This window comes from Rhizobium mongolense USDA 1844, assembly GCF_000419765.1.
GTDB classification, from domain to species: Bacteria; Pseudomonadota; Alphaproteobacteria; order Rhizobiales; family Rhizobiaceae; genus Rhizobium; species Rhizobium mongolense.
Genome location: NZ_ATTQ01000015.1, coordinates 49,193 through 62,008, shown reverse-complemented (window position 1 = coordinate 62,008; position 12,816 = coordinate 49,193). Strand labels below are relative to the sequence as shown.

The 12,816-nt window shown below is 60.2% G+C and carries 13 protein-coding genes; 5 read left to right on the top strand and 8 right to left on the bottom strand.

Annotated elements, in window-relative coordinates:
• Positions 1-5: 5 nt before the first annotated feature.
• From A3C3_RS0125290 to acnA, 3 genes are all read right to left on the bottom strand, one after another.
• Positions 6-407: a DUF2794 domain-containing protein gene (locus A3C3_RS0125290; protein WP_022717365.1), complete on the bottom strand. Its 402-nt coding sequence runs from the start codon at positions 405-407 to the stop codon at positions 6-8.
• Between the two features lie 274 nt (positions 408-681).
• Positions 682-1,422 carry a DUF1223 domain-containing protein gene (locus A3C3_RS0125285; protein WP_022717364.1) on the bottom strand — a complete coding sequence of 247 codons (741 nt, stop codon included), beginning with the start codon at positions 1,420-1,422 and terminating at the stop codon, positions 682-684.
• Between the two features lie 220 nt (positions 1,423-1,642).
• A complete protein-coding gene (gene acnA / locus A3C3_RS0125280) occupies positions 1,643-4,333 on the bottom strand; it encodes an aconitate hydratase AcnA (protein WP_022717363.1) in 2,691 nt (896 codons plus the stop codon).
• A gap of 260 nt (positions 4,334-4,593) precedes the next feature.
• Here acnA and ccmA point away from each other — a divergent pair, with 260 nt between their 5' ends.
• The 5 genes from ccmA to A3C3_RS0125255 all read left to right on the top strand — a co-directional run bounded on the left by ccmA (position 4,594) and on the right by A3C3_RS0125255 (position 7,617).
• Positions 4,594-5,241 carry a heme ABC exporter ATP-binding protein CcmA gene (gene ccmA, locus A3C3_RS0125275; protein ID WP_022717362.1) on the top strand — a complete coding sequence of 216 codons (648 nt, stop codon included), beginning with the start codon at positions 4,594-4,596 and terminating at the stop codon, positions 5,239-5,241.
• 124 nt (positions 5,242-5,365) lie between these two features.
• Positions 5,366-6,025: a heme exporter protein CcmB gene (gene ccmB / locus A3C3_RS0125270; RefSeq protein ID WP_022717361.1), complete on the top strand. Its 660-nt coding sequence runs from the start codon at positions 5,366-5,368 to the stop codon at positions 6,023-6,025.
• A gap of 58 nt (positions 6,026-6,083) precedes the next feature.
• Entirely contained in the window at positions 6,084-6,845 is a 762-nt protein-coding gene (locus tag A3C3_RS0125265) for a heme ABC transporter permease (protein WP_022717360.1), read from the top strand.
• 2 nt (positions 6,846-6,847) lie between these two features.
• Entirely contained in the window at positions 6,848-7,015 is a 168-nt protein-coding gene (gene ccmD / locus A3C3_RS0125260; protein WP_028739975.1) for a heme exporter protein CcmD, read from the top strand.
• Positions 7,012-7,617, top strand: coding sequence for a DsbE family thiol:disulfide interchange protein (locus A3C3_RS0125255; protein ID WP_022717358.1), 606 nt, complete (start codon positions 7,012-7,014; stop codon positions 7,615-7,617). Before ccmD ends, A3C3_RS0125255 begins: the two co-directional genes overlap by 4 nt.
• On the opposite strand, the gene A3C3_RS0125250 is transcribed toward A3C3_RS0125255, so the two are convergent.
• Genes A3C3_RS0125250 through dapF form a run of 5 tightly spaced genes read right to left on the bottom strand, consistent with a single transcriptional unit; the run spans position 7,614 to position 12,697 of the window.
• Positions 7,614-8,201, bottom strand: a complete 588-nt coding sequence (locus tag A3C3_RS0125250; RefSeq protein WP_022717357.1) for a DUF2585 domain-containing protein — start codon at positions 8,199-8,201, stop codon at positions 7,614-7,616. The genes A3C3_RS0125255 and A3C3_RS0125250 overlap by 4 nt on opposite strands.
• Entirely contained in the window at positions 8,198-8,842 is a 645-nt protein-coding gene (locus A3C3_RS0125245) for a septation protein A (RefSeq protein ID WP_028739974.1), read from the bottom strand. The genes A3C3_RS0125250 and A3C3_RS0125245 overlap by 4 nt, the downstream gene beginning before the upstream one ends.
• A 58-nt stretch (positions 8,843-8,900) precedes the next feature.
• Entirely contained in the window at positions 8,901-10,505 is a 1,605-nt protein-coding gene (gene ftsY / locus A3C3_RS0125240) for a signal recognition particle-docking protein FtsY (protein WP_022717355.1), read from the bottom strand.
• A 15-nt stretch (positions 10,506-10,520) separates the two neighbouring features.
• A complete protein-coding gene (gene mtaB / locus A3C3_RS0125235) occupies positions 10,521-11,795 on the bottom strand; it encodes a tRNA (N(6)-L-threonylcarbamoyladenosine(37)-C(2))-methylthiotransferase MtaB (RefSeq protein WP_022717354.1) in 1,275 nt (424 codons plus the stop codon).
• A complete protein-coding gene (gene dapF, locus A3C3_RS0125230) occupies positions 11,792-12,697 on the bottom strand; it encodes a diaminopimelate epimerase (protein ID WP_022717353.1) in 906 nt (301 codons plus the stop codon). Before dapF ends, mtaB begins: the two co-directional genes overlap by 4 nt.
• Positions 12,698-12,816 lie beyond the last annotated feature (119 nt).

Genomic DNA, 12,816 nt, shown 5'->3' with positions numbered 1-12,816 from the left:
CGCCGTCACGTCTCGACGAGTTTGAGCACCTTGTTGAAGATCTTCAGCACCTGCTGCAGGTCATGGCCGCGCTTCAGGATCATGCCGTTTGCATTGATCACGCAATAAGCGCCCTGCTTGGCGGCGAGCCTCGGATCTTTCTCGATGCGGAAAAGCGGCATCTCGCCTGAACGTTTGAACACGGCGAAGACCGCCTTCTCCTTCAGATGGTCGATCGCGTAATCTTTCCACTCGCCTTCGCCAACCATCCTTCCGTAGATCCACAGAATCGCATCCAACTCGCGACGGTGAAAGGTCACCGGCGGCGGGTCCCGGCTTTGCTTGTATTCTTTTAAATCGACGACGACCGAGGAACTACTACTGGCGGAACGGGCGTCGCCATGCCGCAAATCCGGCTGATCTGTCATCAGTCTCCCAAGCCTCCACTTATGACAGGAGAACGACAGTTTGCCCGAGCCACATCAAATTGCAAGTGCAGCTACCATCACATTAAACATATGCTGTGCAATCTCCCAAGTGCCGCATTTCAGTCAAAACAGCGCCTCATTTCCGGAGGAAGTTCGCTCACCGATTTGGCGCCAGCGCGCCAAAGGGCCCGGCTGAGCGTATCGACCTTAACCCCAGCCCCGAATACGATCAGCCGGGCCGCCTCGTTCCATCCGCCTCGAAGCGGTAAACCGATCAGATATTCTTGCCTGCCATGACGATTGTTGCGCCGACAATCGCAGCCGGATCGCCGTCCGCTGTCGTCGCCTGAAGCAGGATGGCGCAACCCTCCAGTCCTGGCTTCTGCAGAACGCTTGCGGGCAGCGTCAGGCTCGCCGCCTTGCCATCCCACATGCCGACTGTCTCGACATCGCTGACGCTGTTAAGATAGGAAATCTTCTTGCCGCTATTTTCGCCCTTTTCGACGTCGATCGTCTTTTCCTTGTCGAAATAGACGAGCACGACATTGGCCTTACCCTCCCCAGCGCCGATCTTGATCTCGAGCTCGTCGCCGCGCAGCTGCGCGTTCACGGGCACGGTCAAGCCTTTGCCTTCCGTCGAAAACGCATCGATCTTGCCATAGATGGCAGAAAGGTCCGAGCCAGTCAGGTGATCGCGGCCGTTCACCACGACCTGCGGCGTGTAGACGTTGCTGCGGCCCATCATCCTCGCATAACCATATTGGCGCTCGGTGCTTTCCTTCGAACTGAGCGTGTCCGTCCACCCAAGGTAATTCCAGTAGTCCACATGATAGGCGAGTGCGATGACATCGCCCTGGCCAACCAGCTTCCGGAAGGCTGCATCGGCCGGAGGACAGGACGAACATCCCTGCGAGGTGAAAAGTTCAACGACGCCTTTCAGTTTGCCATCTTCGGCATGAAGCGGCGCTGTAAGCACCATACCGGCGACCAGCGAAATCAAAAAACGCGGCGACATTCCAACCTCTTTTCCAGAGACACGCAGCAGACCGAAAACCGCAGGCCCTGACTTACGCCCGTAGAGATAATCCTTCCGGCTGCAAACGGGAAGTCACGAAGGGGTGAGACGCCGCCCGTCGGCATCGCTGCTAGAACACATCGGCGTGAGATGGACCCCCCAAAGAAAAACCGCCGGAGATTGCTCTCCGGCGGCCATTATCTGGCATGTTTCTTAACAATCAGGCAGCGAGATCGCGCAGGACCGTCTGCAGGATACCGCCGTTGTTGAGGTAGATCACTTCGTCGAGCGTATCGACGCGCGACAGAAGGGGAACCTCCTTCACCGTGCCGTCGCTGTAGGTGATCTTGGCGATCTTCTTCTCGCGCGGCTTGATGTTTTCCAGGTCCTCGATGGTCACGGTCTCGTCACCCTTGAGGCCAAGGCTTTGCCAGGTCGTGCCATCTTCGAAGACGAAGGGGATGACACCCATGCCGACCAGGTTCGAGCGGTGGATACGCTCGAAGGACTGCGCGATAACGGCCTTGACGCCGAGCAGGTTGGTGCCTTTCGCTGCCCAGTCGCGCGACGAACCGTTGCCGTATTCGACACCGGCGAAGATGACGAGCGGAACGCCCTCTGCCTTGTACTTCATGGCGGCGTCGTAGATCGATTCCTCTTCCTTCGACGGATAGTGGATCGTGTAGCCGCCTTCCTTGCCGTTCGGGCCGAGCATGTGGTTGCGGATGCGGATGTTGGCGAAGGTGCCACGCATCATCACTTCATGGTTACCGCGGCGCGTGCCGTACTGGTTGAAGTCCGCGACCCCGACATTGTGCTCGAGCAGATAAGAACCGGCCGGCGAAGCAGCCTTGATCGAACCGGCCGGAGAAATGTGGTCGGTGGTGATCTTGTCGCCGAACAGGCCTAGGACGCGAGCACCCTTGATGTCCGAGATGCCGCTGCCCTTCTTGCCCATGCCGACGAAGTAAGGCGGGTTCTGGACGTAGGTCGAGCCATCGTCCCAGGCGTAGGTCTGGCCCGGGGGAACCTGGACGGCCTGCCAGTTTTCATCACCCTTGAAGACATCCGCATACTTCGTTTCGTAAAGTTCGCGGGTGACGTACTTGAGGATGAATTCCTGAACTTCCTTCGAGGTCGGCCAGATGTCCTTGAGATAGACCGGCTTGCCGTTCTGGTCTTCGCCGATCGGCTCCTTGGTCAGGTCCTTCTGGACGGTGCCGGCGAGCGCATAGGCAACGACGAGCGGCGGCGATGCCAGATAGTTCGCCTGGACATCCGGCGAGATACGGCCTTCGAAGTTGCGGTTGCCCGAAAGCACGCCCGAAACGATGAGGCCCTTGTCGTTGATCGTCTTCGAGACCGGCGCCGGCAGCGGGCCGGAATTGCCGATGCAGGTCGTGCAGCCGAAGCCGACGAGGTTGAAGCCGAGCTTGTCTAGGTCGGCCTGCAGGCCGGACTTGGCAAGGTATTCGCCGACGACCTGCGATCCAGGCGCCAGCGAAGTCTTGACCCAGGGCTTGGTCTTCAGGCCCTTGGCAACGGCGTTGCGGGCGAGCAGGCCGGCAGCAATCAGAACCGACGGGTTGGAGGTATTGGTGCACGATGTGATGGCGGCAATGGCAACGTCGCCATGGCCGAGATCGAAGTCCGTGCCTTCGACCGCATAACGGTTCGAAAGCTGGCCGGGCTTCTTGTAGTCGGCGTCCATCGACGTGGCGAAACCGGACGCGATGTCTTCGAGCGCGATGCGGCCCTCAGGACGCTTCGGACCTGCCATCGACGGCACGACGTCGCCGAGGTCGAGTTCCAGCGTGTCGGTGAAGACGAGGTCGGAACCATCGCCTTCGCGCCACATGCCTTGCGCCTTCGAATAGGCTTCAACGAGCGCGATCCGGTCATGCGTGCGGCCGGACATGGTGAGGTAGTTGACGGTTTCGCCGTCGACCGGGAAGAAGCCACAGGTCGCGCCGTATTCCGGACCCATGTTGCCGATGGTCGCACGGTCGGCAAGCGGCATGTTGTCCATGCCGGGGCCGAAGAACTCGACGAACTTCGAAACGACGCCTTTCTTGCGCAGCATCTGCACGACGGTCAGAACGAGGTCCGTCGCCGTGACGCCTTCCTTGAGCTTGCCGGTGAGCTTGAAGCCGATGACTTCCGGCAGGAGCATGGAGACCGGCTGGCCGAGCATGGCGGCTTCTGCTTCGATACCGCCGACGCCCCAGCCCAGAACGCCGAGGCCGTTGATCATCGTCGTGTGCGAGTCGGTACCGACGCAGGTGTCCGGATAGGCGATCGTCTCACCGTCCTCATCCTTCGTCCACACCGTCTGGCCGAGATATTCGAGATTGACCTGGTGACAGATGCCGGTGCCGGGAGGAACGACGCGGAAATTCTTGAATGCCTGCTGGCCCCACTTCAGGAAGCGGTAGCGCTCGCCGTTGCGCTGGTATTCAAGTTCGACGTTCTTGGCGAAGGCCTGCGGCGTGCCGAATTCATCGACGATGACGGAATGGTCGATGACGAGGTCGACGGGCACGAGGGGGTTGATCTTTTCAGGATCGCCGCCGAGCGAGACCATTGCGTCGCGCATCGCCGCAAGGTCGACCACCGCCGGAACGCCAGTGAAGTCCTGCATCAGCACGCGCGCCGGGCGATAGGCGATTTCGTTTTCGACGGAGCCCTTGTTGTTCAGCCATTCGGCGACCGCGAGGATGTGCTCCTTGGTGACCGACTGGCCGTCTTCGAAGCGCAGCAGGTTCTCGAGCAGAACCTTCATCGAATAGGGAAGCTTCGACACGCCCTTAAGACCATTCGCTTCAGCCTTCGGTAGGCTGTAATAGACGTAGTCCTTTCCGCTCACGGAAAGCGTGGAGCGACAATTGAAGCTGTCAAGAGATTTAGACACGAGAGACCCCGTTTCTGATAGCCAACACAGTCGTGCGGACGCCTATGCACTAATGCACATCAGGATGCGGGTACGGCCATTTCCGCTGTCCGCACGTGGAGAGGTTTCTCCAAGTTCGGCGCAAGGATGAAATTCACGCCGGCCGCTGGCGTGGTTGCGGGTCTTATAGATAATTTCTAAGAAAGGTGCCAGAGAGGGCTCGGCCCATTTGGGACATTTTTTGCGTCGCGGTGACTAAAAACTTATTGAACGGAAAACCTATGCATCTCGACGCCTCCAATCTCGCTGCCAGGCGGGGCGAAGACCTGATTTTCGCAGACGTATCCTTTCGCCTCGACGCAGGCGAAGCGCTGGTTTTGACTGGGAAAAACGGATCGGGAAAGTCGACTTTGCTGCGCGTCGTGGCCGGTCTTTTGAGGCCCGAAAGGGGCACAGTTGAATTCACTGATTCGCGTGGTCAAACGGACCGGAATACGCGCGAGGTCAGCCACTATCTCGGCCACCGCAACGCGATGAAAAGCGAGCTAACCGTTTCCGAAAATCTGGCCTTCTGGCAAAACTTTCTCGGCGACGTCCTCGGCGCCTCGGAACTGTCGATCGAAGACGCCGCCGAGGCTGTCGGACTTTCGGACATTACGCATCTTCCCTTCGGTTATCTCTCCGCCGGCCAGCAACGCCGCTTTGCCTTCGCCAAGCTGCTCGTTGCCTACCGCCCGGTCTGGATTCTCGACGAACCGACCGCAGCACTCGATGCCAGCGCCGACCGCTTGTTTGCCGATCTCATCGACGACCACCGAAGGAAGGGCGGCATTGTTGTCGCCGCGACCCATCAGCCGCTCGGGCTTCAGAGTGCCCGGGAACTGAAGATGACGGGGTTTGCGGGTGTGGATCGAGGAGTTTGGGGTTGATGAAGCTTGTGGCTTGCGGATCGGATCTTTGTCGGCAGCAAACAGCGCCGCACGTTAGCCACGTCCTCCTGTGGGGAGGGTTTGGGGAGGGGTCCTTAGCCGTCCGCGAAGAAGGACACCTCACATGACCGCCCTCTTCTTCCGCGATCTGAAGCTCTCCATCCGCGCCGGCGGCGGCGCTCTGATCGGCGTGCTGTTTTTCCTCACCGTCGTCGCTGTCATCCCGTTCGGCGTCGGGCCGGACCTGAACCTGCTTTCCAGGATCGGCCCCGCCATCGTCTGGATTGGCGCGCTGCTTGCGGCTTTGCTGGGTCTTGACCGGCTTTTCCAAGCCGAACGCGACGACGGTTCGCTGGACTTGATGCTGATGCAGGAAACGCCGCTCGTGCTGACGGTTCTTGTCAAATGCTCCGCGCATTGGACGGCGACGAGCCTGCCATTGGTGATTGCCTCCCCGTTCCTCGGTCTCTTCATGAACATGGACGAGGTCGCCATCGGCGCGACGATGCTGACGCTCTTGGCCGGCTCGCCCGCCATCACCTTCATCGGCGCCGTCGGCGCGGCTGTCGCCGTCGCCCTTCCGCGCGGCGGGCTGCTGGTCTCGATCCTTGTTCTGCCATTGACCATTCCGGTGCTGATCTTCGGCGTCAGCGCCACCTATGCGGCAGTGGAAGATCCGGCACCTTTCCTGCCGCCCTTCCTCATTCTGATCGCATTGACGATGTTCTTTGCCGTCATCGGTCCGGCAGCCGCAGCACTTGCGCTGCGAAACACGTCGGATTGATTGGCTCTTTGATCACGATCAATTGCGGGAGCACCGCGTTCAAGGTAAAGAACCGTTCATGAACGAAACAAGCCTTGCCATCAGCAAAATCAGCGATCTCGCCAATCCGACGCGGTTTCTGGCGCTGGCGCAGCGCACCATCCCGTGGATGGCGGCGGCAACGGCGCTCTGTCTCATCATCGGATTGTACCTCAGCTTCTCGACGAAAGGCGACTACCAGCAGGGCGAAACCGTCCGCATCATGTATCTCCATGTGCCTTCGGCCTGGCTTTCGATGATGTGCTACACCGTGATGAGCATTTCGGCGATCGGCACGCTCGTCTGGCGCCATCCGCTGGCCGATGTCTCCGCCAAGGCCGCAGCACCACTCGGCGCCTCCTTCACGCTCCTTGCATTGGTCACCGGTTCGCTCTGGGGCAAGCCCATGTGGGGCACCTGGTGGGTCTGGGACGCACGGCTGACGTCCGTCTTCATCCTCTTCCTGATGTATCTCGGCCTGATTGCGCTGAACCGCGCCATCGATGATCCGTCAAGGGCCGCGCGTGTCACCGCGGTTCTGATCCTCGTCGGATTCGTCAATATCCCGATCATCAAGTTCTCGGTCGACTGGTGGAATACGTTGCATCAGCCTGCGAGCGTCATGCGCCTCGCCGGCCCGGCGATCGACCCCGAGTTCCTGCGCCCGCTTTTCGTGATGGCAATCGGCTTCACGCTGCTCTTCTTCACGCTGCACATCACGGCGATGCGCAACGAAATCTGGCGGCGCCGCGTCGCCGCCCAGCGCCGTCTTGCCGCGCGCATGGCAAGCCGTGAGGATTGATGATGACGCACGCCTTTTATGTTTACAGTTCCTATGGGTTCGCCGCTTTCGTCACCATCGCCGTGACGCTGTGGATCTGGGTGGACGGGCGCGCGCGGCAGAAGGAACTGGCGGCCCTGGAAGCTTCCGGTATCCGCCGCCGTTCGGTGCGTTTGAAGGATAGCGAATGAGCGCGCCCCAAGCAGATCGGCCAAAACCACGCGGCTTTGCCCGTTACGCGCTGGCATTGATCCCGCTTGTCGTTTTCGGCGGCATTGCCGCGACGGCAGCAAAGATGCTTTACGATCAGGATTTCCACGGCAAGAACATTTCCGAGATCCCCTCAGCGCTGATCGGCACCAAAGCTCCGGAATTAAACCTGCCATCGCTCGAAGGGTCCAATCTGCCGCCGCTGACGGATAGCGCGATCAAGGGCAAGCTGACGCTGGTCAATGTCTTTGCCTCCTGGTGCCTTCCTTGCCGGGAGGAGCATCCAATCCTGACGGAACTGGCAAAGGACAACCGGCTGAACATCGTCGCGATCAACTACAAGGACAAGAACGACAGCGCGCTGCGTTTCCTTGGCGAGCTCGGAAACCCCTATGCCGCAATCGGCGTCGATCCGAATGGCAAAGCGGCGATCGACTGGGGTGTCTATGGCATTCCGGAGAGTTACCTGGTCGCCGCCGACGGCACGATCCTCTATAAACGCGTCGGCCCCTTCGATGACGTCAGCCTCAAGGAAGGCCTCTATCCTGCAATGGAAAAGGCGCTCGGGAAACCGGTTTCCTAAACCGCACTCTGCCAGGCCTTGACCGCCTCGACCGGCCAGATCAGCATCAGCACGTTGAGCGTCAGGTTGTCACGGATCATGTAACCCGTGAAAATCTCGAAGAAGATCGCGATGGCGACTGTGAGCGCGATCGGAGCGCGGGCAGCGAAGAAGAAGCCGGCGACCATGAAGACGGTGTCCATGGCCGAGTTCAGGATACTATCGCCGTAATAATCGAGGGAGATCGTTGCCGCACGGTAGCGGTCGATGATGATCGGCGAGTTCTCGAGCAGTTCCCAGCCGGATTCGACGACGAGCGCCAGAAGCAGGCGGACGGCGATCGGTCTGTTACGCAGTACGAGATGCGCCAGCCCATAGAACAGGAAGCCGTGAATGATGTGGGACGGCGTGTACCAGTCCGAAAGATGCTGGGAATTGCCGCTCGAGTTGACGACGCCTTCCCACAGCTTGACATAGCCGCAGGCGCAGATCGGCGTGCGGCCCATTAGGTACTCGGCAGCGATCTGGACGATCAAAACCGAAAGGCAGGCTGCGAACCAGAAATTCTGACGTCTCGCTCTTTCCGCCGCACTGAATGCCGTCACTTCTCGGTCTCTCCTGCAGGCGTTATCGAATGCTTCAGGATGAGCGGCATCTGCGCCATCGTAAAGATGATGGTGATCGGCATCGTCCCCCAGACCTTGAAGGTCACCCAGAAGTCATCGGAAAAATTGCGCCAGACGACTTCGTTTAGAACGGCAAGGAACAGGAAGAAAACGCCCCAACGGACCGTCAGCTTGCGCCAGCCTTCAGCATCGAGCTGAAAGGCCGCGTTGAAAACGTAGCCGAGCAGCGACCTGCCAAAGGCAAGCCCGCCCAGCAGCGCGACACCGAACAGCGTATTGACAATCGTCGGCTTCATTTTGATGAATGTTTCGTTCTGCAGGTAGATCGACAGCGAACCGAAGATCAAAACGACGACGCCCGACACGAAGGGCATGATCGGCAGATGGCCAAGGACGAGCTTGGAAACGACGAGCGAGACGATCGTCGCCGCCATGAAAAGCCCCGTCGCCACGAAGAGCGGCCCACCGAGTTCGGACAATGCAGGGAATCTCTCGACCAGCCAGGCGCCGCGCAGATTGGAGAAGAAGAAGATCAGCAGCGGCCCGAGTTCCAGCGCCAGCTTCAGCATCGGATGGTGCCGGTCGGCGGCGCTGGGAGTAATATCGCTTTCAGTGGTCATAGATTCGTCAAACCTGTCGTTCGCGCGGCTTGCGCGCTGTTCCGGCTTATCTGTGGCATCATTGCCCAAGACCGGCAATGGCTTGAGCGAAATCCTCGGCCTCGAAGGGCTCCAGATCGTCTACACCTTCGCCGACGCCGATGAAATAGACCGGTAGTTTGTGCTTGGCGGAGATCGCAACGAGGATGCCGCCCCTTGCCGTACCGTCGAGCTTGGTCATGATCAGGCCGTTGACGCCCGCAACATTGCGGAAGATTTCGACCTGATTGAGAGCGTTCTGGCCGGTGGTCGCATCCAGCGTCTGCAGCACCGTATGCGGCGCGTCGGGATCGAGCTTGCCGAGCACGCGGACGATCTTTTCAAGCTCCGCCATCAGCTCCGCCTTGTTTTGCAAACGGCCGGCGGTATCGATGATCAGCACGTCGCACTTTTTCGCCTTCGCCTGCTCGAAGGCGTCGTAGGCGAGACCTGCGGCATCCGCACCAAGCTTGGTGCCGATGAATTCGGACTTCGTGCGATCGGCCCAGATCTTCAACTGCTCGATCGCCGCGGCGCGGAACGTATCGCCAGCCGCCACCATGACCTTCAATCCGGCACCCGAAAGCTTCGACGCCAGCTTGCCGATCGTCGTCGTCTTGCCGGTGCCGTTGACGCCGACGACGAGAATGACATGCGGCTTGTGGGTGAGATCGAGCTGCAAAGGCTTTGCGACCGGCTTCAACACTTTGGCAATTTCCGACGCCATGATGCGGCTGACATCCTCGCCGGTCACATCCTTGCCATAGCGCTCGGAAGCAAGCGTATCGGTGACACGCATGGCGGTCTCGACGCCGAGGTCGGCTTGTATCAGCAGGTCTTCGAGATCCTGAAGCGTGTCGTCGTCCAGCTTGCGCTTGGTGAAGAGCGCGGAAATCTGGCCCGTGAGTTGCGACGACGTACGCGCGAGACCGGCGCGCAGACGCTGGAACCAACTGAGTTTCGGCGCAGGAGCAATCGGCTCCGGTTCGGTGATTTTCGGAGTGGTTGCAAAGCCCCTGGGAAGGACAGGTTCGGTCCTTGAAGCATGCTCGCCATCCGCTTCAGGGCCAGGAGCATCCCCCTCCACCCTGCCGGGCATCTCGCCCACAACGGGCATCTCCCCCACAAGGAGGGAGACTGGCTGAACCGGAGCGCTTTGCCCTCCCTCAGCCGTCCCGGAAATCTCTTCTGGAAGAATATCCGTGACGTCATCATGAGAAGCATCGGAAAGGGGCGGCTCGTCCGCCAACTGAACTCCCCCCTCGTGGGGGAGATGTTCCGAGGGGACTGAGGGGGGTGTCTCCGCCAAGGGCGCTTCTTGCGCTGACGTCTCTGGCTCGGCTTCAGCCTCGGCCTCCAGCAACGAGAGTGGTATCACTCCAAGATCGCCGATCTGGTAGGAGGCCGGAAGGATCGCCGGTTCTTCGGCGTCTTCGGAAGGCTCTAAAGCGTCCGCAGCCGGGCCACCTGCGGTATCCATCTCCTCCGGCAAAACGGGCTCACTTGCGAGCGGCAAGTGTTCCTCGCGCGAATGCGGCTCCAGTTCGGCTTCGAGAACTTTTGTCTCCGAAGCCTCTGGCGCCTGCTCTTCCGCCGGCTTTTCCTTGCCGAAGGTGAAGACCTTTTTGATGAAACTGAGCGCCATGGGAATTCCGTGAAATCAGGCCGCGTCGGCGGCTGTCAATTGCATGTCGAGATGTTTGCCATTATGGCCGGTGATGGATGCCTCGACGAACGAACGCGGCCGAAGACCGGGGGCTGCGACAAGCGTGAAGTTTTCGGTATGTGCAAGCCCGTTGTTTTCCACCAGCAGCCATTGCCGCGTTCCGACCATCTGATCCAGATGGGACTGATGAAGCTGATGTCCAGTAGCACGAAGCCGTACCGCACGATCCTTGACGATCGGCCGGTCGAACTGCGGCATGCGGGCTGCCGGCGTGCCTGGACGAGGGCTGTAAGGGAAGACGTGCAGATACGCGATCTTGGCTTCTTCCGCCAGGCTGACGGCATTTTCGAACATCTCTTCGGTCTCGGTCGGGAAACCGGCGATCATGTCCGCGCCGAAGCACATCTCTGGACGCAGACGGCGAACCTGATCGACGAAGGCCAGCGCATCGGCGCGTGAATGCCGCCGCTTCATGCGCTTCAGGATCATGTCGTCGCCATGTTGCAGCGAAAGATGCAGGTGCGGCATGAAACGCGGCTCATCGGCGACCAGATCGAACAGATGCTTGTCCACCTCGATGCTATCGATCGATGACAGCCGCAGTCGGCGGATGTCAGGTACCTGCTTCAGAAGCGTCTTGGCAAGCAGCCCGAGCGTCGGTTCGCCGGGCAGGTCGGCGCCGTAACTGGTGGCATCGACACCTGTCAGCACGATCTCTCTGTAGCCGCTTTCAATGAGGTTGCGCGCCTGATCGACCACGGCACCCATGGGCACGGAGCGGGAATTGCCGCGGCCATAGGGGATGATGCAGAAGGTACAGCGATGGTCGCAGCCGTTCTGCACCTGGATGAAGGCGCGCACATGCCCGTCGATGTGCTTCACCATCTGCGGCGCCGTCTGGCGCACACTCATGATGTCGTTGACGCGCAGCTTCTCTTCCGCGGCCACTCCGAAATCGGGCAGGGCGCGATATGAATCGGTGATCAGCTTCTCCTCGTTGCCGAGAACGGCGTCGACCTCGGCCATTTCTGCGAAGGTCTGCTTTTCGGTCTGGGCTGCGCAGCCCGTCACGATGATCCGGGCATGCGGATTTTCGCGTCGTGCGCGGCGGATGGCCTGCCGCGCCTGGCGCACGGCCTCGCCTGTGACCGCGCAAGTGTTCACCAAAATGGCGTTGTTGAGCCCGGCCTTTTCCGCCTCCGCCCGCATCACTTCGGATTCGTAGGTGTTGAGACGGCAGCCGAAGGTAATGACCTCAACGCCGCTCACCGCGCCTCGGCCCCCTGCGCCTGATCGCGCACCCACGAACCGGTGGAGGGGTCCACCGTACCGGACCATTCCCATTCGGCAGGGCCGGTCATGATCACGTGGTCGTCGCGGTCGCGCCATTCGATCGACAATATGCCGGGCGGCTTGGCGCTGGCGACATGAATCTCGACCCTGCGGCCCGTGCGGCCCGTGCGGGCAGCGCAAACCGCTGTTGCGCAGGCAGCCGAACCGCAGGCAAGCGTCAAACCCGCACCGCGCTCCCATGTCCGTGTCGTGATCGATGCCGGCGAGGTAATTTGCGCCAGCGTGATATTGGCGCGCTCGGGAAACATCGGATGATTCTCAAGCAACGGTCCAAAGCGCGCAAGATCAAAGGACATCACGTCCCTGTCGACCCAGAAGACGGCATGCGGGTTGCCCATCGACATGGTGGAGGGCGAATGCAGGACCGGGCTGTCGATCGGGCCGATTTGGAGTTCAATGCGGCTGGTATCGTGAAATTCTTCCGCAAGCGGGATCTTGTCCCAGTCGAAAACAGGCTTGCCCATGTCGACCGAGATCGTACCATCGTCATGCTCGACGGCATTGAGGATGCCTGCCACCGTCTGGAAAGTGAAAACCTTGTTGCCGGTTTCCGCGGCAAGAGCCTGCACCACGCAACGCGTGCCATTGCCGCAGGCTTGCGCCTTTGATCCATCGGAATTCAGGATATCGATCCAGGCATCGGTGCCTTGAGCCCTCGGGTCGTGGATCGCCATGATCTGGTCGAAGGCCGTATCCGGATGGGCATTGAGCGCAATTGCCGCAGCAGGCGTCACCTTGTCCGCGCGGCCGCGCATGTCGACGACCAGGATCTTGTTGCCAAGCCCGTTCATCTTCGCGAATTCGACCGTTGCGCTCATAGGATCATCCCGTGTCCATTTCGGCTGTATATGGCGGAAACGCGCGGGAATTACCAGTGGGTGCGGGCAATGACCAGCCAGCGACGCTTCGCTGCGTCGCCCTTCTTCGCCGGTAATCT